Annotated in this window: 20 protein-coding genes; 17 read left to right on the top strand and 3 right to left on the bottom strand. The window is 60.6% G+C overall.

What is annotated here, in order from left to right:
• The first annotated feature begins 85 nt into the window (after window positions 1-85).
• From IVB07_RS23755 to IVB07_RS23725, 7 genes are all read left to right on the top strand, one after another.
• A complete protein-coding gene (locus IVB07_RS23755) occupies window positions 86-925 on the top strand; it encodes a helix-turn-helix transcriptional regulator (RefSeq protein WP_018458938.1) in 840 nt (279 codons plus the stop codon).
• A gap of 129 nt (window positions 926-1,054) precedes the next feature.
• The gene (locus IVB07_RS23750; RefSeq protein ID WP_247335551.1) at window positions 1,055-4,060 is read left to right on the top strand and encodes a molybdopterin cofactor-binding domain-containing protein; all 3,006 of its coding nucleotides are present in this window, start codon (window positions 1,055-1,057) and stop codon (window positions 4,058-4,060) included.
• Complete coding sequence (locus IVB07_RS23745; protein WP_018458936.1) at window positions 4,057-4,872, top strand: FAD binding domain-containing protein; 816 nt, start codon at window positions 4,057-4,059, stop codon at window positions 4,870-4,872. The genes IVB07_RS23750 and IVB07_RS23745 overlap by 4 nt, the downstream gene beginning before the upstream one ends.
• Window positions 4,869-5,393, top strand: a complete 525-nt coding sequence (locus IVB07_RS23740; protein WP_018458935.1) for a (2Fe-2S)-binding protein — start codon at window positions 4,869-4,871, stop codon at window positions 5,391-5,393. The genes IVB07_RS23745 and IVB07_RS23740 overlap by 4 nt, the downstream gene beginning before the upstream one ends.
• Window positions 5,386-6,939: an AMP-binding protein gene (locus IVB07_RS23735; RefSeq protein WP_026233691.1), complete on the top strand. Its 1,554-nt coding sequence runs from the start codon at window positions 5,386-5,388 to the stop codon at window positions 6,937-6,939. Before IVB07_RS23740 ends, IVB07_RS23735 begins: the two co-directional genes overlap by 8 nt.
• Before the next feature lie 29 nt (window positions 6,940-6,968).
• Window positions 6,969-7,775 carry an enoyl-CoA hydratase-related protein gene (locus IVB07_RS23730; RefSeq protein ID WP_018458933.1) on the top strand — a complete coding sequence of 269 codons (807 nt, stop codon included), beginning with the start codon at window positions 6,969-6,971 and terminating at the stop codon, window positions 7,773-7,775.
• Window positions 7,776-7,868: 93 nt separating this feature from the next.
• Window positions 7,869-9,323: an aldehyde dehydrogenase family protein gene (locus IVB07_RS23725; protein ID WP_018458932.1), complete on the top strand. Its 1,455-nt coding sequence runs from the start codon at window positions 7,869-7,871 to the stop codon at window positions 9,321-9,323.
• A 31-nt stretch (window positions 9,324-9,354) separates the two neighbouring features.
• On the opposite strand, the gene IVB07_RS23720 is transcribed toward IVB07_RS23725, so the two are convergent.
• Window positions 9,355-10,308, bottom strand: a complete 954-nt coding sequence (locus IVB07_RS23720) for a LysR family transcriptional regulator (protein ID WP_018458931.1) — start codon at window positions 10,306-10,308, stop codon at window positions 9,355-9,357.
• Window positions 10,309-10,501: 193 nt separating this feature from the next.
• Between IVB07_RS23720 and IVB07_RS23715 the strand changes: the two genes are divergently transcribed.
• Genes IVB07_RS23715 through IVB07_RS23685 form a run of 7 tightly spaced genes read left to right on the top strand, consistent with a single transcriptional unit; the run spans window position 10,502 to window position 17,102 of the window.
• Window positions 10,502-11,491, top strand: a complete 990-nt coding sequence (locus IVB07_RS23715; protein WP_026233690.1) for an ABC transporter substrate-binding protein — start codon at window positions 10,502-10,504, stop codon at window positions 11,489-11,491.
• 21 nt (window positions 11,492-11,512) lie between these two features.
• The gene (locus IVB07_RS23710) at window positions 11,513-12,370 is read left to right on the top strand and encodes an ABC transporter permease (protein WP_026233689.1); all 858 of its coding nucleotides are present in this window, start codon (window positions 11,513-11,515) and stop codon (window positions 12,368-12,370) included.
• Window positions 12,367-13,128, top strand: coding sequence for an ATP-binding cassette domain-containing protein (locus IVB07_RS23705; protein WP_018458928.1), 762 nt, complete (start codon window positions 12,367-12,369; stop codon window positions 13,126-13,128). Before IVB07_RS23710 ends, IVB07_RS23705 begins: the two co-directional genes overlap by 4 nt.
• 20 nt (window positions 13,129-13,148) lie before the next feature.
• Window positions 13,149-13,943 (top strand): enoyl-CoA hydratase-related protein, encoded by a 795-nt coding sequence (locus IVB07_RS23700; protein ID WP_018458927.1) that lies wholly within the window; start codon window positions 13,149-13,151, stop codon window positions 13,941-13,943.
• A 2-nt stretch (window positions 13,944-13,945) separates the two neighbouring features.
• Window positions 13,946-15,118, top strand: a complete 1,173-nt coding sequence (locus IVB07_RS23695) for a thiolase family protein (protein ID WP_247335553.1) — start codon at window positions 13,946-13,948, stop codon at window positions 15,116-15,118.
• A complete protein-coding gene (locus tag IVB07_RS23690; protein ID WP_018458925.1) occupies window positions 15,119-15,535 on the top strand; it encodes a Zn-ribbon domain-containing OB-fold protein in 417 nt (138 codons plus the stop codon).
• Window positions 15,536-15,545: 10 nt separating this feature from the next.
• Window positions 15,546-17,102 (top strand): class I adenylate-forming enzyme family protein, encoded by a 1,557-nt coding sequence (locus tag IVB07_RS23685; protein WP_247363369.1) that lies wholly within the window; start codon window positions 15,546-15,548, stop codon window positions 17,100-17,102.
• 549 nt (window positions 17,103-17,651) lie between these two features.
• Here the strand turns inward: IVB07_RS23685 and IVB07_RS23680 are convergent.
• A complete protein-coding gene (locus IVB07_RS23680; protein ID WP_018458923.1) occupies window positions 17,652-18,578 on the bottom strand; it encodes a Ku protein in 927 nt (308 codons plus the stop codon).
• Window positions 18,579-18,747: 169 nt separating this feature from the next.
• Here IVB07_RS23680 and IVB07_RS23675 point away from each other — a divergent pair, with 169 nt between their 5' ends.
• On the top strand, window positions 18,748-18,972 hold the full coding sequence (locus IVB07_RS23675) for a hypothetical protein (protein WP_026233688.1): 225 nt from the start codon (window positions 18,748-18,750) through the stop codon (window positions 18,970-18,972).
• A 1-nt stretch (window position 18,973) separates the two neighbouring features.
• Entirely contained in the window at window positions 18,974-19,222 is a 249-nt protein-coding gene (locus tag IVB07_RS23670; RefSeq protein ID WP_247335577.1) for a hypothetical protein, read from the top strand.
• Between the two features lie 42 nt (window positions 19,223-19,264).
• Here IVB07_RS23670 and IVB07_RS23665 read toward each other — a convergent pair whose 3' ends face one another.
• Window positions 19,265-19,732: a hypothetical protein gene (locus IVB07_RS23665; RefSeq protein ID WP_247364712.1), complete on the bottom strand. Its 468-nt coding sequence runs from the start codon at window positions 19,730-19,732 to the stop codon at window positions 19,265-19,267.
• Window positions 19,733-20,231: 499 nt separating this feature from the next.
• On the opposite strand from IVB07_RS23665, the gene ligD reads away from it, so the two are divergent.
• Window positions 20,232-22,049: a DNA ligase D gene (ligD, locus tag IVB07_RS23660; RefSeq protein ID WP_247363340.1), complete on the top strand. Its 1,818-nt coding sequence runs from the start codon at window positions 20,232-20,234 to the stop codon at window positions 22,047-22,049.
• Window position 22,050 lies beyond the last annotated feature (1 nt).

Genomic DNA, 22,050 nt, shown 5'->3' with positions numbered 1-22,050 from the left:
TAGCGTCGGTTCCAGATCCCAGTTATACTGGCGCTTCCGAAACCAGATCATTCCGCATCGCAATGCCTCAAGGGAAGTCCTCCTGATGTCTACGGCCCTGCGCATCGCTCACGGTGCTTTCGGCAGGGTGGCTCTGCTCGACATGGACCGTTCGCTGGTCCGTCACGCCCATCATCACTGCCATGTCCTGCTCAAGGTCGAAGGCGCCGACACGCAGTTCCTGGTTGGCGACCGGGTCTATCCGCTTACGGACACGGCCACCGTGCTCGTCGACGGGTGGAAGCCGCACGCCTACGTGCATAACGTCAACCGGCCGCGAACCCTTATCCTGGCGCTCTATATAGAGCCTGAATGGCTAAAGGAGTTCCGGCCGGGATGGGCCGCCAGCGGCGCGCCCGGGTTCTTCGAGCAACCGTCGGGCGAGATTTCTCCGCGCATTCGCCAGCTTACGCTGCGCCTCGCGGCCGATATGATGGCGCATCCGGACGCCCTGTGCGCCCATGAGCAGACGTTGTCGGATCTCATGATTGCGGTGATCGAGCGGTTCACGCCCTGGCGCAGTTTTTCAAACTCGATCCGGGGCATGAGCGCGGTGAGCTGCGACTGGCGGATCCGACGCGCGATGGATGCCATGCGTAGCAGGGATTCCTACGCGAGCGTCGATCAGTTCGTGAGGGGCGCAGGCCTCTCGCGTGCGCAGTTCTTCCGGCTGTTCGAGACCTCGCTCGGAGTCTCGCCAAAGCTCTATCTCAATGTCGTGCGGATGGAACGGGCGCTGGGCGCGGTGATGCGCGAGGACACCCCGCTCGGCGAGCTCAGCGAGCGCTTCGGGTTTCCCGAGCCCGCGCACTTCACGCGCTTCTTCCGTGATCATGCCGGCGTCAGCCCGCGCGAATTCCGCAACGTCTCGCGTCTTGCGAGCTGATTTGCGGCGGCTGCTCCTTCAAATGAGACGATTTGGTAAGTCCTGAGAGCGGGCGGTATGGCCCTGCACCCCCAGTCCTGACAAGTGTCTGCGTCGCATCGAATAATGCGTCGGGAAGCAGGCGAAGACATGGTGCAGGACGCGGCCCGAACCGCAACATTGATCGAGAGCGGGGGCGCCGACCGGCCGTGGGTCGGGCGTTCGATCGATCGCGTCGAGGATGCTGGGCTGCTAACCGGTCGCGGACGTTTTATCGACGACCTCGGCGTCCGCCCCGGCACGCTGTACGCCGCCATCCTGCGTTCGCCCCACGCTCACGCTGAGATAGCTGGGATAGATAGCGAAGTCGCGCGGCATGCGGACGGGGTTGTCGCGGTCTTGACCGGCGAAGACATCAAGGCATTGACCGCCAGCCTTGTCGTCGGCGTGAAGGCTCCGGTCGAATGCTGGCCGATCGCCGTCGGGCGGGTCCGCTATGTCGGGGAGCCGGTCGCCGTCGTGATCGCGTCTGACAGATATAAGGCCGAAGATGCGATCGACTTGATCGACGTGCAGTACCGGGCACTTCCCGCCAACATTGACCCGCTCAAGGCGTTGTCGCCCGAATCCCCCGTTCTTCATGATGGATTTCGTGGGAACGTCGCGAGCGACCGGGCCTTCCGCTACGGCGATCCCGATCGCGCATTCGCCGAAGCTGCCCATCGTATCTCGGTCGACATCAGATATCCCCGCAATTCATGCACGCCGATCGAAACCTATGGCGTCATCGCTGATTATGACGCGTCAGAAGATGCCTTCGACATACTCGCAAACTTCCAGGGACCTTTCAGCATCCATGCGGTGATCTCGCGTGCCCTAAAAGTGCCCGGCAACCGCGTGCGGCTGCGTACCCCTCCGGATTCCGGCGGCAGTTTCGGCGTCAAGCAGGGCGTGTTTCCCTACATCGTGCTTCTCTGCGCTGCATCGCGCGCGGTCGATCGTCCCGTCAAGTGGATCGAAGACCGCCTGGAGCATCTGACGGCCTCTGTGTCCGCGACAAACCGTGCCACCACGCTTTCGGCGGCAGTCGCATCCGATGGCAGGATTTTGGCGCTCGACTGGGATCAGGTGGAGGATTGCGGTGCGCATTTGCGGGCGCCCGAACCCGCCACGCTCTACCGCATGCACGGCAACCTGACGGGCGCATATGACGTTCGTCACGTCGCGGTGCGGAACCGGGTCGTCGTTACCAACAAGACGCCGACTGGCTTGAATCGCGGCTTCGGCGGACCGCAGGTCTATTTTGCGCTGGAACGGTTGGTGCAGCGGATCGCTGTCGAGCTAAATCTCGATCCGTTGGATGTCATCAAGCGAAATCTGGTTCCGGCTGATGCGTTTCCCTACCGGACCGCGACAGGCGCCTTGCTCGATTCCGGCGACTATCAGGAAGCGATCGCGCGCGGTACCGCGGGTGGGGCGCTCGACAAGCTGAAAGCCCGCCGAGACGCCGCTCGGGCCGAAGGCAGGCTCTACGGAATCGGATATGCGGCTGTAGTCGAGCCAAGCGTCTCAAACATGGGGTATATCACCACCGTGTTGACCGCGGCCGAGCGCCGCAAGGCCGGACCGAAAAACGGCGCGCAAGCCACGGCCACCGTGACCCTCGACCCCGTCGGTAGCATCACCGTTCACGTCGCATCGGTCCCCCAGGGACAGGGGCACCGAACCGTTTTGTCTCAGGTGGTGGCCGACGTCTTCGGCCTCACTCCTGCTGACGTAGGGGTCAATACCGAAATCGATACCGCGAAAGATGCATGGTCGATCGCGTCCGGCAACTATGCGAGCCGCTTCGCTGCGGCGGTCGCCGGTACCGCGAAGCTTGCTGCCGAACGCATTGCAGCACGTCTGGCGCGCGTCGCCGCGAGCCGGTTCAATACCGATGCGGACGACATCATGTTCGCAAACGGCAGCGTGAACTCGAAGCGGAACCCGGACAACAGAATAGCGTTCTCGCGGCTCGCCGCACTGAGCCATTGGGCGCCCGGCACCTTGCCCGATGACGTCCAACAGACCATTCGCGAGACTGTGTTCTGGACGCCGCCCGAACTCACGCCGCCGGACGACGAGGACAGGATCAACTCGTCGCTTTGCTACGGCTTCATCTTCGATTTCTGCGGCGTTGAAATCGACCGCACGACCCTGATGACGCGCATCGATCGCTATGTGACCATGCACGATTGCGGCACCATCCTGCATCCTGCAATGGTCGACGGGCAGATCCGCGGCGGGTTCGCGCAGGCGTTGGGCGCCGCCCTCTACGAAGAGTACGCTTACGCGCCGGACGGCAGTTTCCTGACGGGCACATTCGCCGATTACCTGCTGCCGACCACGGCCGAAGTCCCGGATCCCGTCATCCTTCATATGGAGACACCGTCGCCCTTCACTCCGCTCGGATCGAAGGGGGTCGGGGAGGGGAATTGCATGTCGACGCCGGTCTGCATCGCCAACGCGGTAGCCGATGCGCTTGGCACCAAAGACGTGGAGCTGCCGATCGTTCCCGCCAGATTGACCGAGATCGTTCGCGGGGCCGAGCCGATCCCTCCGGCTGGGCGTCGTGCCGAAACGCCAGAATCCGGCAGGAGCGGTCGTCAACTCAATGGCGAAGGCAGCGCGAACGTAAATGCTTCGCCCGAGGCGGTCTGGGAGATGCTGCTCGACCCCGCAACACTGCAGGCCGTCATTCCGGGGTGTCACGGGGTAGAGAAGATCTCCGACACGCATTTTCGTGCCGACGTCACGATCGGAATCGGGCCGGTCAAGGGCCGCTACCGCGCCGAGGTGACATTGTCCGATCTCGACGCGCCCCGCGCCGTGACGCTGGGGGGCTCCGCTGAAGGGGCTCTCGGGTTCGGCAGTGGCGAAGGTCGCATCACGCTGGCGCCCGAGAACGGTGGTACGCTGGTGCGTTATGAATACGACGCCGCGATCGGCGGCAAGGTCGCCACTATCGGCGGGCGTCTCCTGGACGGAGCGGCACGCGTCATCATTGGACAGTTCTTTTCGGCCTTGGCCCGCCAGGCGGGCGGCGCGGCGGCTGCAGTTACCGGGGCGTCCCTGATCGGCAAGCTGCGGTATCTGTTCAGGAGGCCGTCGTGAAGCCGGCTCGGTTCGATTATGTCCGCGCGGAGACGCTCGAGGAAGCCCTTGCCGTTCTGGCCGCCGAAGGCGGCGACGCGCGGATCATGGCGGGCGGGCAGTCGCTGATGGCGATGCTCAACACGCGGCTGGCAAAGCCGAAAGTCCTGATCGACATCATGCGGCTAAAGGAACTCGACCGCATCGAAACCAGGGCCGGATCCGTAACGGTCGGTGCCGGAGTCAGGCAAACGGCTCTGCTGACCTGGCCCTCGCTTGCCGAGAAATTGAATCTTGTGGCGTTGGCGCTGCCGTGGACAGGCCACGTCCAGACCCGCAGCCGCGGCACCATCTGCGGTTCGATTGCGCACGCTGATCCGAGTGCGGAAATGCCGCTGGCTCTCCTGGCGCTGGGTGGTGAGGTCCATTTGCGAACCGCCAGGAAGCGCCGAAGGGTTGCGGCCAGCGAATTCTTCACGGGCATGATGTCAACGGCCCGCGCCGACGACGAATTGATCGAAGCGGTTTCCTTTCCGTCGGGCAACGCGACACGTTGCGCGTTTCGTGAGGTGGCGCGGCGTCACGGCGATTTCGCGATCGTCGCATGCGCGGCGGTCGCCGATCTGAACGGCGTCCGCTTCGCGGTCGGCGGCGTTGCGGACACCGCCGTCGTGCGCGATTGGCCGCACCTCGACGGCAGCGCCCTCGACGATGCGTTGAACGCGCTCGCATACGAACTGGACGCGCGGGACGACGTACATGCAACGGCCCGATATCGGCGTGATCTGGTCCGCTTGATCGGACGCGACCTCGTGCGGGAGGTATTGCAATGACGCGTCTGCAATCGGAGCGGCGGCATCATATCAGCTTCACTTTGAACGGTTCGACGGCGCATGGCGAGGCTGAACCCCGGATGCTGTTGACCGATTTTCTGCGCCACCAGATCGGCGTCACCGGAATCCATGTCGGATGCGAGCACGGTGTCTGCGGAGCTTGCACCATCACCGTTGATGGCATGGTCACACGGGCGTGCCTGACGCTCGCCGTCCAGATCGACGGCAGCGAAGTGCGGACCGTGGAGGGTCTCGCACCGGCATCTGACCGCCTCGGCGTGCTGCAGTCCGCGTTCAAACGCCATCACGCGCTGCAGTGCGGCTTTTGCACGGCCGGAATCCTCATGTCGCTTGATCACTTGCTGCGCGACCATCCGACGCCCGATGAGGGCGATATCCGCGACCTGCTGAGTGGTCATCTGTGCCGTTGCACGGGCTATACGCCCATCGTCCGCGCGGCTCTCGATGCCGCGCGTGAGCTGGCAAGTTCCTCCACAAGCGAAGAGAAGACAGATGCTTGATCTTGGAACCAGCTTCGTTGCGAGCGTGGCCCGTGACCCTACTGCTGTAGCGATCGTCGATGGCGACCTTCGCCTTACATATTCGCAGTGGTACGCGCGAATATCATCAGTGGTCGCGTTGTTCGACGAGCTTGGGCTGAAGCCGGGCGATCACATTGTGACTGCGCTGCAGAACCGCTGGGAGGCCGCAACCATCCATTGGGCCTGCCAATTCGCCGGTATCGTGATCACTCCGGTCAATTGGCGGGCCAAGTCCGAGGAGCTCGATTTCTGCATCGAGAACTCGGAATCGCGGGCGGTGATCTACGAAGGCGTTTCGGCGGAAGCCGTGGCGAGCTCGAAGTTCGGGCGCCGCACGCTGCGTATCGCGGTCGGCGGCATCGCCGCAGAGGAGCAAGGTTCAGTTTCGTTCGGAGAGATGCTGGCAAAATCGGTGCCTGAGATCACGCCACGCGTGGGTCCGGACGCCTGGTCGATCATGCTCTACACGTCGGGGACGACGTCGAAACCAAAAGGGGTTCCGCGCCGCCACCGGGCGGAGCGCGCCGCAAGCGTCGCCCATGTGGCGCAAAATCTGTACGGTCGTGATGAACGTACCCTCGGCGTCATGCCGCTCTATCATACCATGGGCGTGCGATCGCTGATTTCAATGTCGTTGATCGGCGGAACCTTTGTGTGTCTGCCGCGCTACGACACCAGACAGGCCCTCGCGGCTATTGAGCGAGAGAGGGTGACGAATCTCTATCTGGTTCCGACGCTCTATCACGACCTCGTCCATCACCCCGACTTCGTGCACACCGATATTTCCAGCGTGCGCAAGCTCGGATTCGCGGGCGCGCCAATGACCGATGGCCTTTTGAAAAAATTGGACCAGACGTTCAAACCTGACCTGTTCGTCAATCATTACGGCAGCTCCGAAATCTACACCTTCACTATCGAGCCGAACTCTGTTGCAAAACCAGGATCGGCGGGCAGGGCGGGCATCAACCAGCACGTCAAAGTCGTCAAACTCGAGGCCCGGTCGGCGGCGGACACGGCCGGGCTCAACGAGGAAGGCGAAATCATCGCGCTGCTCGCGGGCGACGAATCGTTCGAGGGCTATTGGAGGCGTCCTGATGCGGACGCCAAATCTCTGCGAGATGGCTGGTATTTCACCGGCGATACCGGTTTTGCGGATCGGGATGGCGATCTGTTCGTCACCGGTCGCGTCGATGACATGATCATCACGGGGGGAGAAAACGTATCTCCCGTCGAAATCGAAAGCTGCCTGTCGCTGCATCCCGCCGTGTCCGAGGTAGCAGTCGTCGGTCTCGCGGACGAGAAATGGGGCAAGATCGTCGCTGCTTTCGTGAAGCGCAGTGCTCCGGTCAGCGAAGGCGAACTCGAAGCATTCTGCCGCGACTCCGGACTGGCCAACTTCAAGCGTCCGCGCCGCTTCGTCTTCGTCGACGCCATCCCGAAGTCCCCCGTGGGAAAACTGCTGAGGCGACTGCTCGTCGCCGGTGAATATGAAGCCGAAAGTCGATCGCCATCAGCCACAGCCTAGCTTTAAGTGTCAAAAAAGGAAAAACGAAAATGCCATCACCTTTCAACTTCACTGACCCGCGTCTCGGTAAACTCGACGGCTTTCAGGTGGAAATCGACGAGGCGCATGAACGGGCCGACATCATTCTCAACCGGCCTCCCTACAACATCGTGGCGATGCCGCAGCGCGACCAGCTTCGGCTGGTGTTCGAGACGCTGGACGAGGATCCCCGTGTCAGGGTCATTGTCGTGCGATCAATCGGCGAGCATTTCTCGAGCGGCGGAAATATCGGAGGCTTCATGGAAGCAACGCCGGAGCACGTGTCGAAGCTCGCCTGGAACATCGCCTCGCCGGCGCGCTGCGCCAAGCCGGTGATCGTCGCCAACCGGGGATATTGTTTCGGGGTCGGGTTCGAGCTCTCTCTGGCGTGCGACTTCAGGATCGCATCTGAGACCACATTTTACGCCTTGCCGGAGCAGAAACTCGGACAAATTCCCGGTTCGGGCGGATCCGCGCGCCTGCAGAAGATGATCGGCATCACCCGCACCAAGGACATCGTGATGCGTTCGAAGCGGATTACGGGAAAGCAGGCGCAGGAATGGGGAATTGCGACCGAGTGCGTGCCTGATGGTGAACTGGAAAAGGCGACCGACAAGCTCGTCGACGAGCTTCGCACGTTCTCGCCGTTGGCTCAGCGCACGGCAAAGAAGCTGCTCAACGATACTGAGGATTCGACGCTGGCGATTGCGATCGAACTCGAGGGCCATTGCTACAGCCGTCTACGCCAATCGGCGGATTTCAAGGAAGGTGTCGAGGCCTTCAACGCCAAACGCGCTCCGAATTTTACCGGACTCTAGGCCAACATCGAACGTGCCACGGCAGAAAGACCACCGTTCGCCGGGTCACGTCGCGCTGTGCGCCTCGCAAGCAACATTCAGGATCAGCATTCCATGACATCAACGCAGGCTCGCAATCTCATCGACGGTCTCTGGCAACCTGCTCAATCCGGCCGGACCGTGCCGAGCATTGACCCGTCGACCCAGCAGGTGTTGGGAAGTTATGCAGCAAGCGGGCTCGCGGATGCAGAAGCGGCCGTTGCTGCGGCACGCCGGGCTTTCGACCGTCCGGAGTGGGCGCAGAATGCACGGCTCCGCCAAGTTGTGATGCTGCGATGGGCCGATCTGATGGAGAGCCGCGGGGAGCAACTGGCCCATCTCCTTACATTGGAGAATGGGAAGCCGCTCGCGCACTCGCGCGGCGAGATCGCGGCCAGCGTATCGGAGATACGTTACTATGCTGGATTGACACGCTACATTCCCGGACACGTATTCGAGGTCGAACCCGGGGCATACTCGACCCTGCTCAAGGAACCGGCCGGTGTCGCCGGGCTCATCATCCCTTGGAATGCGCCTGCAGTGCTTTTAATCCGCGCGCTTACGCCGGCGCTTTGCGCGGGCTGTACCGCCGTTATAAAACCTGCGCCGCAGACCGCGTTGATTACCGCCGAGCTTGTAAAATGCCTCCACGAAATCGCGGGGTTGCCCAAAGGAGTCGTCAATCTTCTCTCAGAACAGGGGCATGAGGTTGCGCAATATCTCGTCACCTCACCCGAAGTCGACGTCATAAGCTTCACCGGTTCAAACGCCACTGGCCAGCGCATTATGGCAGCGGCGGCCCCGACCATGAAGAAGCTGTCGCTTGAACTGGGCGGAAAATCGTCCTGTCTTGTTTTCGAAGATGCGGAAGTGGCTGACGTTGCGCCGAAGCTTGCTGCGGCGGCTACGATCATCGCTGGGCAGCAATGCACCGCAGCCCGCCGCGTACTGGTCCACGCTTCGCGTTACGATGAAATGAAGACTGCACTCGGGTCCGCGCTCGCACGCGTCAAGATTGGAGCAGGCACAGAAAGCGCAGTGGAGATGGGCCCCCTGATCGACGCGACATCTCTGGAAAACGTCTCCAGGCGAATTGCAGAAGCTGTGGACGTTGCCGACGAGGTTGTCCTTTGCGGGGGACGACCGGACGGCGATCTTTGCCGGGGGTTCTTTTTGACGCCGACGCTTGTCGCGCACCGCGACACCGCGGCATTCTTCGTCCAGGAGGAAATCTTCGGCCCGTTGGTGGTGATCGAGAAGTTTGAAGACGAAAAGGAGGCCGTCGCCCGCGCCAATCACAGCGAATATGGCCTCTCAGCCAGTGTATGGACCAACGACGGCGCACGCGCGATGCGGGTGGCACGTGCGCTGCGCAATGGAACCGTCTGGATCAATGACCACAACAAGCTGTTTGCCGAAGCCGAGACGGGCGGCTACCGCCGCAGCGGTCTTGGCCGCCTCCACGGCTATGAGGCGCTGAACGATTTTGTCGAGATCAAGCACGTCTATCAGAATTGCGGTGTGGTGTAGAGGCGAGCGATCTCCTTCGATATTGCTACCATCAAGTCTTTGTCAGTTCAGCCACACCTTGCGTAGCCGACAATGGTTGGCCGGCGCTGCCTTCGATCTTGAGCTTGCGCTCCATGAAATCGAGAAACGCGCGCAGGCGGCGCGATTCCTTGCGCTTGCCGAGGAATGTCGCACTGACCTGCAGCGACGGACTTTCCCAGTCGGTGAGTACGCGCACCAGCCGTTTCGCCCTTACATCGTTCTGACACATGATGTTCGGGAGGATGCCAAGTCCGACCCCGCCGATCACGAGCTCGCGCGCGACGCCGATGTGATTCACGGAAATCCGCCCCACCACATCGATCACCTTGACACCAAGCTCGCTGCGAAAATTCCAGACGCCTTCGGCGCGTTGATGTTCGGTCACGATGCAATCGAAGCGTTCGAAATCGTCGACGCTGAGGGGAACGCCCTTTCTTTCCAGAAATGACGGGCTTGCATAAACGCCTCGCGTGATGCTTGCCAGGTGGCGGATGCCACCGTGCGTCTCCGGAAGAGTGCCGAGTTGTACTGCGACGTCGTAGGGCTCGACCGATACGTCGATCCAGCGGCTGTTAGCGTCGATCACAAGATGAATGTCGGGATAACTGACAGCGAACGCGGCGATAGCGCTGCTGAGCCAACCGGTGCCAAAATCCACAGGCATGCTCACGCGCAGCATTCCCCGCAGTTCGGTTTGCATTCGCGTCGTGCCGAGACCAGCTTCCTCTATTTCGGCGGCGATGCGTTCGCAATGTTCGTAGAGAGCCTGACCGATGTCGGTGACCGCAAGCTTGCGGCCTCCTTTCTTGAACAGCACTGCGCCAAGCTGATCCTCCAGAAACATCAGCTTACGGCTGACCGTGGATTTTGGGATATCGAGTTTTTTCGAAGCGCTGCTGATGCTGCGAGCGTTCACGACTTCAAAAAACAGCAGCAGCGCGTTCAGGTCCAGTTTTCTGGCCATCGACTGCACTCCTCCATCTCGGACCCCGTCCGCTCGTCCCATTTATGGAACGATGGTAGTCTAGAAATGCGCTATCGTCCCGGCTTTGGCAAGCTTAGGGTCAATTCAAGGTTCGGATCGTGATGGCTTCGATCTTCCGGACTGGGCCCAAAAAGCAAGAAAAGACGGGCACGCATCGCTCTGGGAGGAGAAAATGGCGCACTTTACAAGGCGGAACTTCCTTGCCGCTTCGGCCGCGAGTTCTCTCACGCTGCCATCGGCTATCCGACATGCATTCGCGGCTGCGAATATTCGCGTTCGCTGGGCGTCGCTCCAGCCGGGTTTTACGGTGCTACCTGTTCAGTACATTCTGGCCAACGATCTTGGGGGCAAGAACGGCCTCTCTTTTCCTGATCCTGCCCCGTATACGGCGGTGTCGACCTATTACAACGATTTCGTCGCCGGAAACTACGACGTCTGCATCGGCAGTTGGGATACCTTCGCTGCCCGCTACCAGGCCGGCGTGCCCATTAGATACCTCTGCACGATTACCGACGCCAACATGATCGCGCTGTTGGGGGCCAAGGGCGGTGTCGACCATGTATCGCAGCTCAAAGGCAAGACGATCGCTGCCCTGCAGTCGACCGGCACCTACCGGATGGTCAAGGCCCTCATCAACGAAGCCTTCGGTTTCGACATCGAAAAGGACGCGACGATCCAGAACGTCGACAATCCCGCCGCGTCGGTAACGCTGCTAATGGCCGATCGCGCCGATGCGGCCTTGTCGTGGGAGCCAAACATAACGACGGGTCTGATGAAAAAGCCTGACCTGCGCGTGATTCTGAAGGCGGGCGACGCCTACAAAAGACTCTCGGGAGGGCTGGAGCTGCCCTACTTTGGCGTGGCGATCCGGAAGGAATTGGCCGACGCAAATCCTGGCATCGCAGCGAAGGTCAGTAAGGTCTTTGAAGATTGCCTCAGCGGCATCAACGCGGATACCGCCAAGGCGGTCGATCTATTTGGCAGCAAGACTGGCGTTGCGCCAGACGCGCTGAAGGAGGCGATGGGTTCGAAGCGACTCACCTTCAACTATCGGCCTATGAGCGACGAACTTTCCAGATCAGCCATACTGCTCGCGAGCGATTTTCTGGCGCGCAACGGCCTGCTGACCAAGCCGGTTGATGCAAACTTCTTTGCCGTCTGACAGATCATGACGGAAAGACCGATGTCCATTACAGTAAATACCGGACGAACGTCAGGTCCAGAGCGCTCAGTCGCTGCGGAACTGGTTAAGCCCCTGACCGGAGTGATCGCGGTTCGGAAGAGCCCCGAGGGTAGACGCGATATCTTTGCGACGTGCGTCGTCGTCGTTGTTCTTCTTGCGGCGATGGAAATCACCAGCCGCTTCGTGCCGGACTACATCATGCCGTCGCCCGTGACCGTCTGGAAGGCGGCGCGGGAGCTGTTCTTTTCGGACCCCTATCACGTTGCGGTCACGCTCGTACGTCTCGCCATTTCCGTCATGATTGCGATGATCACGGGTGTGCTGATCGGTCTCGCGATGGGAATGTTTCCCTCGGTGCGCCCGTACCTGAAGGCCATCGTCGTTATCGATACCGGCATTCCGGCGCTGTCGTGGATGCTGATCGCGGTGTTCTGGTTCAAGAATCCGGAGTCCCGGATATTCTTCATTCTGCTCGTCATCCTGCTGCCGTTCTACGCTCTCAATGTCTACGAAGGCGTACGGGCGTTGCCGAAGGAGCTCGTCGACATGATCGAGAGCTTCCGCCCGTCGCGGTGGCAGGTGCTTCGCTATCTCATTCTCCCGCATATCGTGGCCTACATCTTCCTCACCACAAAATCGGTAATCGGTTACGCGATCCGCATGGTGATCTTCGCCGAGCTCGTCGCATCCGCAGTCGGAATCGGCGCGCGCATGAACCTTTCCCAATCAACGTTTCGGATCGATCAGGTGCTGGCATGGACCTTCTTCCTCGTGATCCTGAATCTGCTGCTACAGGCATTCGTGAACGGTCTGGAGAAGATTTCACTGAAATGGCGTGCGGAGGCGACGGTAAGATGACCAGGCACAATCTTATCGAAGTTCGCGACGTCACGAAGACGTTCGGCAGTTATCTGGCAGTGGACAATCTGTCGATGAATGTTTGGCGCGGTGAGATCGTGGTTTTGCTCGGGCAAACCGGTGCTGGGAAAAGTACCGTCTTGAATCTGATCATGGGCACGACGTGTCCGAATTCCGGCCAGATCCGCGTAGCAGGAGTCGATCCTTACGCGTCTTTCAAAGCGCTTAAGGGACAGCTTTCGGTCAGCTTCCAGACGGACAGACTTTTACCCTGGCGCACGGCAGTGGAGAACGTCGAACTTGGGCTTCTCATTCTGGGAAAAACCAAATCACAGGCACGAGCGCGCGCAAGAGAGTGGCTTGCGCGGGTTCGTCTCGACGGTGCCGACGACAAGTATGTCCACGAACTCTCGGGTGGCATGCGGCAGCGCGTCTCGCTTGCCCGCGCGCTCGCCATCGATCCCGAAATTGTATTCCTCGACGAGTCCTTCAGCCAGCTCGACCATGTCACATCAAAGACTTTGCGTCAGGACTTCCTTCAGATAGCGCGCGAATTCCAAAAGACCTGTCTGCTAATTACTCACCGAATCGACGATGCACTCGAGATGGCCGACCGTGCGTTGGTCTTGAGCGCCCCGGCAAAGGTAGCACTCGAAGTCCGGATCAGCGACGAGGCAAGGTCAAATCCGCACAAGATCGCAGAGCTTCACGCCCTGATCGCATCCGCGATGGGTGGTGCCTTCCAAGCCGCACACTGAATCACCGGAGAGCAAGTCATATGAAATACCAGGACGTTATCCTGAACCGGGAAAAAGGGTGGATCGAAATCACGATCAACCGGCCCGACAAGCTGAATTCGCTTCGCGAACAGACAGCCGACGAAATTCTCGGGATTCTCAACGAAGTCGAGCACGACAGAGACGTGCGCGCCGTGATCCTGCTCGGTAACGAGAAGGCGTTTTGCACGGGCATCGATACCAGCGAATTCCGAATCGAGGAAAACGGCTATTTTGATTTCTATCGGTTCCGCAAGAGGACCCGGAAGGTGAATCGGCTGTTCAAGGATATCGGAGGCTTCACCAAGCCGCTGATAGCCGCTATCGAAGGTTTCGCTTTGGGCGGCGGACTTGAGCTTGCACTGGTCGGAGACATCATCGTCGCCGGTGCGAATGCAAAATTCGGTCTGCCCGAGATCAAGTTGGGAATGATGCCGGGCGGCGGCGGTACCCAGACGCTCCCAAGGCTGATAGGCAAGCCGCTTGCAAAGGAATTGATGTGGACCGGTCGGCGGATCACCGCCGCGGAAGCGGAGCGCTATCGCATCCTCAATCACGTGACGGAGCACGGCAAGGCACTCGAAAAGGCTCGCGAGATCGCGAAGAGCATCAGCGACAATGCGCCGATCCCAGTGATGATGACGAAGTCCGTCATCGACCGTGGCATCGACATGTCGCTCGCGGACGGCTTCGACGCCGAGGGCGATGCTTCCTTCCTGCTCTATTTCACCAAGGATCGTGACGAAGGGCTCAAGGCCTTTCGTGAGAAGCGGTCGCCAGAATTCCGGGGAGAGTGAAAATGACTGCAGAAAAGCGAGACATCGTGATCGCCGGCTATTCGGAGACGGCCATTGACTTCAAGACCGGACGAAGCGCGTTCGATCTCGGAGGCGAGGCCTTGACCAAGCTTCTCGCCGCAACTGGCATTCCAAAGGATGCCATCGATGGCCTGTCGGTGACGACGCCGCTGAGTGAATGTCCCAATCCATTTTTTGCTGTCTACATGACCGAAGCGTTGGGCCTCACGCCAACCTGGCTCAACTACGGCGGGACCGGCGGATGCTCGGCGACCGGAGGCGTTGCCCGCGCTGCCTCCGCTATCCGCGATGGACATTGCGAGGTTGTCGTCGTTCTGTCCGCCGACGCTCCAAGCACGGCGTGGCGTGCTAACTACGGGGCTTACCGGTCGGAATTCCAGGATCCACCCGGCGTCCAGGGGCCGCCGGCGACCTTTGGGCTTCTGATGAGCAGGTATAATCATCAGTTTGGCATCAAGCCGGAAGCGCTTGGCAAGATCGCCATCACACAACGCGAGCATGCTCTGCACAACGAGAATGCCTATGGCAAGTTCAAGACGCCGATTACGATGGCGGATTATGAAAAGTCCCGCGTCATTGCCGATCCATTGCGTCTTCTTGACTGCGTCATGTTCTGCGACGGAGCCAACGCGTTCCTGGTGACGACCGAAGAGAAGGCTCGCAGTCTTGGGATCACCAAAATGGTCTATCCGACCGCCTATGCCGAAGTCACCAACTTCAACGGCACCGAGCCCCTCTCGGAGATTACTGAGACCGGTTTTTCGCAGGTTGCACCCCGCGTCTACAAGCAATCCGGGCTGACCCCTAAAGATATCCGTATGTTCCAGCCCTACGATGATTTCACGATCGCCGTGATGATGAAGTTTGAGGATTTCGGTTTCTGCAAGCGTGGTCAAGGCAGCGACTTCACCCTCGATACCGATCTCTCGCACAAGGGAACGCTGCCGTTGAACACGGGAGGAGGCCAGATCTCGGCCGGCCAGCCGGGATTGGCGAGCGGAGGACTGAATCTCGCAGAAGCTGTGCGTCAGATGTTCGGCGAGGGTGGCGGGCGTCAGGTGCCAAATCCGAAGAACGCGCTGGTGACCGGCATTGGCGTTATTCCCTACGCGCGGAACTGGGGTACCAGCGCCGCTATGATCCTGGAGGCATAAATGGCTGATGACAAGGCGGGACGTCCGGTCCCCAAACCTTCGGTTTACGTCGACACCAAGCCGTTTTGGGATGGTGCCAAGGCGGGCAAGCTGATCCTGCAGTTCTGCAAGGACACTGGACAGTTTCAGCATTACCCGCGCCCGGTGAGCATCTTCACCGGCAGCCGAAATCTGGAATGGCGCGAGGTAGCAGGCAAGGGCACGATCTATGCCTGCACCGTGATCCGCGTTCCCGGCCCCGGTCTCGACGGCCGGCTTCCTCTTTCGGTCGCAACCGTTCAACTCGACGAAGGGGTGCGCATCATTGGGAACATCCTGAACAAGGACGCGGAAACGGTCGCAATCGGTCAACGCGTCGAGGTGGCATGGGATCGTCTTTCTGACGACGTACAATATCCAGCATTCAACGTGGTCTGAGGCATCCGGCATGCGTCTGGAAACCATATTCTGTGCGCAAGCCCTGCGTCACCCGGACAAGATTGCCTTGGTCTGCGGCGACGAACGGCTTACCTACCGGGATCTCGACCGCAGAATCCGAAGCGTCGCAAGTGGTCTTAGGACGCAAGGCGTTGGTCAGGGTGACCGGATTGTCGTGTTTCTTTCCAATGGCATCGAGATCGTCGAAATATTCTACGCGGCATTCTCGGTCGGCGCCATCGTGATCCCGGTCACGACGCGGCTCACGCCCCACGAACTGCAGCATATCTGTTTCGACAGTCAGCCCTTTGCGATTGTTTTCGAAGGGAATGGCGCGTCTATCTCCGAGGTGCTGCAGGCAAATCCGGACGCCATATGGATCACCACAGGAAGGGACGTAGAGGGCGCAGTTGAATATGCGGAGCTTAGAAAGACGGAGCCCGATCTCTTACCGCGGCTATCGATCGAATCGGATGACGCAATAATAATGTACACTTCGGGGACGACGGGAAAACCGAAGGGAGCCATCCTGACCCACTCGAATGTCGTTGTTCAGCATTGTTTCATAAACGCTGTCGAATGGGGAATTTCGAGCGAAGACCACTATCTGGTGACTACGCCGCTCGCTCATCGCACGGGCTTCGCCCGGCTCGCCAACTCGTTGACGCTAGGTGGCACCCTGGTCGTCATGAAAAAGTTCGACCCGCGTGAGACCGTCGACGTGATCGCAAGGGAAAAGATTACCGTCGTCGGCATGGTCCCCACGGTTTGCCGCATGCTGCTTCCCGAGATCAAGGCCGATCCCGCGCGCTGCGCGTCGCTCAGGCGCATCGTCGTGACGGGCGAGGCGTTTCCGGTTGAGCTGAAGCAGCAGTTTCTTGCGTTGCTTCCAGACGTAAGGCTGGTTTCGTTCTTCGCGATGACCGAAGTAGGGGGCGTGACCTCGCTTTCGCATGAGGAGCAGTTCGATCACGCCTCATCGATCGGTCGGCCGACGCCTGGTGTCGAGATTCGGATCGTCGACGATACAGGCGTCGAGGTGAAGACGGGCGAGCCAGGCGAACTGCTCGTGCGCGTGGGGCAGCCAGGGCGGTATTCCGTCATGCGTGGATACTACAACAGACCCGACGAAACAGCGAACGCCATCAAGGACGGGTGGATATACACGGGTGACGTCGCCAAGGCTGATGACGATGGCTACCTCTATATCGTCGATCGCAAGAAGGACATGGTGCTCAGCGGCGGCTTCAACATCTACACCAAAGAAGTCGAGCAGGCCCTGCTGCAAAATCCCGATGTCGCCGACGCCGCCGTAGTCGGGGTACCCGATGCCGTTTTCGGAGAGGCGGTTGCGGCCTTTATCGAGCGGGAACAAGGAGCCGCTCCTACGTCGGGTTCGGTTGTTGAACACGTCCGCAACCTGGTCGCTGGCTACAAAAAGCCCAAGTACGTCTTCATCGTCGACGCATTGCCGCGAAATTCCCTCGGTAAGGTTATCAAACGCGAACTGCGCGATCGGGCAACCGACCTCATCAAAAGCGCCCAGCTCCTTGAGAAGAGCGCCTAGCGTCATTGTAGCTGAAAAAGAACGGCAACCTAAAGGATGTTGCGTTCTGAAACGCAGGAGCAGCTTGGCTTTCGGCGGGGTGTCCGGATCTGGTTAGAAGAAAATCTTCCGAATCACCTTCGGTTTCTTACCTTCCGCCCGCCGCCTGTTGACGGAATGCCGTGGTACCGCAAACGCGCAGAGCGTGGGGGGAACGCACCGCATTGGCCAAAAGAGTACGGCGGAAAGGCCGCAACTCCAGTAGAACAAGTGCATTCCACACCGCAGATTTCGCTTTTCGTCCGGCGACCTTAGCATCCCTTCAAATACGGCCGGCGACATTGTCGAGATCTGGAGCGCGTTAGTCGAAGCTCACCGCCAACGAGATTATGTCCTGGCGTTTCTCCGTAAGCGGTTGGGCGCTCTGAAGGTCGCCGCTTAGTTTTGGCGTACCGATCGGCCTACTAAGTATTCTGTAGGGCGTACCCGTTAGGGTCGGGCGCAGCGTCTTCCACCCAAACCGTGCTCTCCAAGCACGCGTTTCGCCTCCATGCGACCCCTGTTTCAACGTCAGGCAGACTTCCGCCGCGTCCCGGCCGTCTGCTTCTTCGGGGTGACTTCCTTTGCCGGCTTCTTGCCGGCGATCGGCATCAGTATTTCCTTCTGGCCAGCCGCCGCCTTCTTCACTTTCTTCGTGAGCTTCTTCGCTGTCTTACTCTCGGCTGCTGCACTGCCGACGCTCTTGCGTAGCGCGTCCATTAGATCGACGACGTTATCACCGCGCGGACGCTCCTTCGGGGTAATCGGCTTGCCGGCGCGCTTCTGGTTGATGAGCTCGATCAGCGCGTTTTCATGGTGATCCTCAAATTTCTCCGGATCGAAGCGCCCCGCCTTCTGGTTCACGATGTGCCTGGCGAGATCGAGCATATCCTTGGTGACTTTGACGTCCTGTATCTCTTCGAAATACTCCTGCTCGCTGCGCACTTCGTAGGGGTAGCGCAGCGTGCCGACCAAGCCCTTGTCCATAGGCTCGAGCGCGATGATGTGCTCGCGGTTGGTCAGCACCACACGGCCGATTGCGACCTTGTCCATCTCGCGAATGGTTTCGCGGATCACGGCAAAGGCGTCGTGGCCGACCTTCCCGTCGGGGCGGATGTAGTAGGGACGGATCAGGTAGCGCGGGTCGATGTCGGCCTTGTCGACGAACTCGTCGATCTCGATGGTCCGCGTGGACTCCAGCGCGATCGCTTCGAGCTCTTCCTTGGAGACCTCGATGAACTGATCTTTCTCGAACTGGTAGCCCTTGACGATGTCCTCGTTCGGGACCTCCTCGCCGGTGTCGGTGTCGACCTTGAGGTACTTGATTCGGTGACCGGTCTGCCGGTTCAGCTGGTTGAACGAGATCTTCTCGCTCTCGGAAGTAGCCGGGTAGAGCGCCACCGGGCAGGTGACGAGCGACAGGCGCAGGAAGCCTTTCCAGTTCGCGCGGGGGGCCATCGGTACGCAACGCTCCAGGTACGGGGACTCGGACTCAAGACGGACGGCGCGACACAGTTCCGACACTGCCGCCCCCGTCCACGCATATCCGTGCCTGACTGCCCAGCGAGGCACCATCACACGACACGTGCAGCCTTGACTCTTGCGAACAAACTGAGAACATACTCCCGTGACCCGACCCGAGCCATCCAAACCAGCCACCTTCGAGGTGGAAGCCGCCGCCGACCAGGCCATCGCCGCCTGCGGCGGAGATGCGCGGGAAGCGGTCAAATCGCTGCTTGTCGCCAACTGCTTCCTGGAGGCTCAGGTCGTGGAGCTACGCGCCTCGGTTTCCGCCGGCTACTCGCGCCGCCGGCTCGACATCCCGCGCGATCGGAAGGATTGGTACGACTGAGATGGCCGAGGTCACCTACTACGTCGCCTTGCCCTTCGTTGCCGCCGACGATGGGACCGCCGCCGGCGAGGCGACGGAGTGCTTCTCGGCCAATGCCGCCGTGATGCGTGCCGAGGCGCTGTCTCGCCAGCCCGGGGTCCTGGGCGCGGTCGCGTTCAGCCGTAGCGGTGATCCTGCGACCGGCGAGTTCGGAGACGCCACCGTCATTCGCAAGTTCGGCGAAGTCCCGGACGACCTCAGCGCGCTTTGAACGGCGGGACTGCGAAGATGTCAGCGTGAGCCCGTGGAGAAGCTATTTGCCGCTGAGCGACAGACTGATGCGAGTGACGATGTTGTCCCAGTCGCGCTCTTCGTCGGCGGGATAGTTGATGAGGATGCAATGGATCAGCCGCCCGGAGAAGTTGCAGCGGTTGTACCAAACCTTGTCGCCCTTGTAGCTGGAGACCGCAAAGAACCGTGGCGTCACTCGCTTGTATTGAATGCGTGAAGGCGGATGCTTCTTTGCCAGAAAAGCAGCGGGAGAATCGTTCTCGACGTTCAGCGCCGCCTGGATCGTGAGGTCTGCGCGTCCGTCGGCGGTGCGGAAGCGTTGCCCGTAACCGTCGGGTCGGCCCGCTGGTTCGGTAAAAATCGCGGACGGAAAGTCGACGGAGGTGCCGCTCTCCGGAATGTTGTATCTGGTCCATCTGACCGGCTGGGCCGAAGCCCCCAATGTCGAGGCGGCAAGTGTCAATGTGAGAGCTGCCCACGTCGATTTCATCGCGTTCCTCCGGCGATCACGGAGAAAAAGCGGAGAAGGGCAATTACGTTCCAAAACGCCTGCTGCTGCTGATTGTTGAAAACAGGTGAGCCACTGCCCTTCCTCGACCGGATTATTGGGCTCAAGCCATCTTTGCGAGAAACCACACGGCATCTGCCTCTTTGGAAGAACGCGCGCCGACACTTCCACGGGCTCTTGGGCCGCTTCGGTATCAGGCAGCGCGCAGCGGCGACTGCGGACGACGGAGCCAGCCGACCTCTTCCGCCCGGCACCTCGGACACCTGAACTGGATTTCGCGTCGCACGGAAGCGGACTTCGGGATGTTCGCTGCCATGGGCCATGCGCCGCATCGGGGACATTTTTCGAGTAGGGTCTCCGTTTCGATCATCGCACTCGCTCCCCCCCTGCACCACCGCTCGCCAACGCTCGGAGGCAAGCCACGTTCCGGGGATCCGCAGATGAGACACGGAACGAATCAGCGCGACCGCGTTGAATCGGCATGTGTGCGGTGGCGTTGCGTCAGTCTCGTTCGGGAGTACCGCGTGTCCACGGCGCCATCAAAGCTGCTATTCCTGGTTACATCGAGCCGTGTGATCCCACGTTACGCGAGAAGCCGCCGCGCGGCGAAGACTGGGTCTACGAGATCAAGGCGGACGGCTACCGTGCGCAGCTGCACCTGCGAGATGGGGACGTCAAAGTCTATTCACGCACGGGCCTGGACTGGACCGAACAATTCTCCTCCATTGCAGCGAGCGCCGAGCTGCTCAAGGCAAACGGTGCGATCATCGACGGCGAGGCCGTGGTGTACGGCAGTGCCGGCCTGCCGGACTTCCAGCAGCTGAGGCGGGAGCTCGGTCCGAAGCGCAGCGAGCGCGTGCGCTACCACGCTTTCGATCTCCTGTACCTCGACGGCTATGACTTGCGCGGCGTCGCGTATGAGGATCGCAAGCGCCTGCTGCAGCGGCTTCTGAAGGACGCGCCAGAGACCTTCATCTATGTCGAGGCGCTTGCGGCCGACGGCAACGTGATCTTCGACAAGGGGTGCAAACTGGGCCTCGAAGGTCTGATCGCCAAACGACTCGGCGAACCATACCGCTCGGGTCGGCAGGAGAGCTGGATCAAGCTCAAGTGCAAGAAGAGCGAGACATTTCCGATCGTCGCCTTCGTGGAGAAGCTTGGGGCGCGCCCGCGCAAGGTCGCCTCCCTCTACGTCGGCCGGCGCCAGAATGGCAAACTGCTCTACGCCGGCAAGGTGCGTACCGGCTACACCGAGACGACCGCGCGCGAATTGCGCGAGCGGCTTGATCCGTTGATCCGCAAGACTTCTCCGCTCGATGCGGCGATCAAAAAGCCGAAGGCGACCTGGGTCGAGCCGACCCTTGCAATCGAGGTCCAATATGGCGCGCTAACCGATGACGGCCTGCTCCGCGAAGCTGTGTTCAAGGGCTTTCGCGATGATCTCGCATTGCGCAAGATCAAGGCGCCACGGCTGGTGCCGTCTGTCGCCGGCCGGCCGAAGCTGTGGGTGTCGCGCGAGAACATCCTGCAACTTCTGCCTGAAGCCGTTGCTCCCTCCAAAGACGAACTCGCCGAGTATTGGACCCGGGTCTGGAAGAAGGCGCTACCGCACCTCGGGCACCGTCCGCTGAAGCTCGTCCGTCACGTGCACGGCACGACCTTCTATCACAAGGGGCCGCTGCCGAAGGACATTCCGGCCGCCGTGCACCAGCTTCGTATTCAGAAGCGCGAGGGCGGCCAGGGAACGCGCCTGTGGGTCGACAGCCTGGATGGTTTCCTTGGGCTCGTCGAAATCGGGGCTGTGGAACTGCACCCGTGGAATGCGACCGTCGAAGACTTCGAACACGCCGACCGCATCGTGATCGATCTCGATCCCGGAGAGGGCATCGACTGGGATGGCGTCGTGGAGACCGCGCTCGATCTACGCACGCTGATGAAGCGCGAGGGTTTTGAGACCTGGCCCAAGCTCACCGGCGGCAAAGGAATTCATCTGATGGCGCCGCTGGATCAGCCGATGCTGCACGACAAGGCGCACCGGGTCGCGCATCAGCTGGTCTCCGCCCTCGCAGCGCGCCATCCAGACCGCTACCTCCTCTCTGCTCAGGCAAAGCGTCGCGATCGCATCTTCCTCGATTATCTGCGCAATGGCCGTGGCACCACCGCGATCGGCACCTATTCCCCGCGAGCGCGAGAGGGATTTCCGATCGCAGCGCCCGTGACCTGGAAGCGCATCGAGAGCGGGATCGCGCCGGACGCCTTCACCATCGACAGTCCGTTCCGCGCCAAACCAAGGAGGTGAA

The organism is Bradyrhizobium sp. 172, assembly GCF_023101065.1.
Classification (GTDB): Bacteria; Pseudomonadota; Alphaproteobacteria; order Rhizobiales; family Xanthobacteraceae; genus Bradyrhizobium; species Bradyrhizobium canariense_D.
This window is presented reverse-complemented; position numbering and strand designations above follow the sequence as displayed.

Excerpts from the sequence above, each read along its gene's own strand:
- IVB07_RS23735 (WP_026233691.1), top strand. The coding sequence starts at position 5,386 with ATGCTTGATCTTGGAACCAGCTTCGTTGCGAGCGTGGCCCGTGACCCT.
- IVB07_RS23690 (WP_018458925.1), top strand. The coding sequence starts at position 15,119 with ATGGCTGATGACAAGGCGGGACGTCCGGTCCCCAAACCTTCGGTTTAC.
- IVB07_RS23715 (WP_026233690.1), top strand. The coding sequence starts at position 10,502 with ATGGCGCACTTTACAAGGCGGAACTTCCTTGCCGCTTCGGCCGCGAGT.
- ligD (WP_247363340.1), top strand. The coding sequence starts at position 20,232 with ATGTGTGCGGTGGCGTTGCGTCAGTCTCGTTCGGGAGTACCGCGTGTC.
- IVB07_RS23720 (WP_018458931.1), bottom strand. The coding sequence starts at position 10,308 with ATGGCCAGAAAACTGGACCTGAACGCGCTGCTGCTGTTTTTTGAAGTC.
- IVB07_RS23670 (WP_247335577.1), top strand. The coding sequence starts at position 18,974 with ATGGCCGAGGTCACCTACTACGTCGCCTTGCCCTTCGTTGCCGCCGAC.
- IVB07_RS23685 (WP_247363369.1), top strand. The coding sequence starts at position 15,546 with ATGCGTCTGGAAACCATATTCTGTGCGCAAGCCCTGCGTCACCCGGAC.
- IVB07_RS23705 (WP_018458928.1), top strand. The coding sequence starts at position 12,367 with ATGACCAGGCACAATCTTATCGAAGTTCGCGACGTCACGAAGACGTTC.
- IVB07_RS23665 (WP_247364712.1), bottom strand. The coding sequence starts at position 19,732 with ATGAAATCGACGTGGGCAGCTCTCACATTGACACTTGCCGCCTCGACA.
- IVB07_RS23740 (WP_018458935.1), top strand. The coding sequence starts at position 4,869 with ATGACGCGTCTGCAATCGGAGCGGCGGCATCATATCAGCTTCACTTTG.
- IVB07_RS23725 (WP_018458932.1), top strand. The coding sequence starts at position 7,869 with ATGACATCAACGCAGGCTCGCAATCTCATCGACGGTCTCTGGCAACCT.
- IVB07_RS23695 (WP_247335553.1), top strand. The coding sequence starts at position 13,946 with ATGACTGCAGAAAAGCGAGACATCGTGATCGCCGGCTATTCGGAGACG.
- IVB07_RS23730 (WP_018458933.1), top strand. The coding sequence starts at position 6,969 with ATGCCATCACCTTTCAACTTCACTGACCCGCGTCTCGGTAAACTCGAC.
- IVB07_RS23700 (WP_018458927.1), top strand. The coding sequence starts at position 13,149 with ATGAAATACCAGGACGTTATCCTGAACCGGGAAAAAGGGTGGATCGAA.
- IVB07_RS23750 (WP_247335551.1), top strand. The coding sequence starts at position 1,055 with ATGGTGCAGGACGCGGCCCGAACCGCAACATTGATCGAGAGCGGGGGC.
- IVB07_RS23755 (WP_018458938.1), top strand. The coding sequence starts at position 86 with ATGTCTACGGCCCTGCGCATCGCTCACGGTGCTTTCGGCAGGGTGGCT.
- IVB07_RS23680 (WP_018458923.1), bottom strand. The coding sequence starts at position 18,578 with ATGGCCCCCCGCGCGAACTGGAAAGGCTTCCTGCGCCTGTCGCTCGTC.
- IVB07_RS23710 (WP_026233689.1), top strand. The coding sequence starts at position 11,513 with ATGTCCATTACAGTAAATACCGGACGAACGTCAGGTCCAGAGCGCTCA.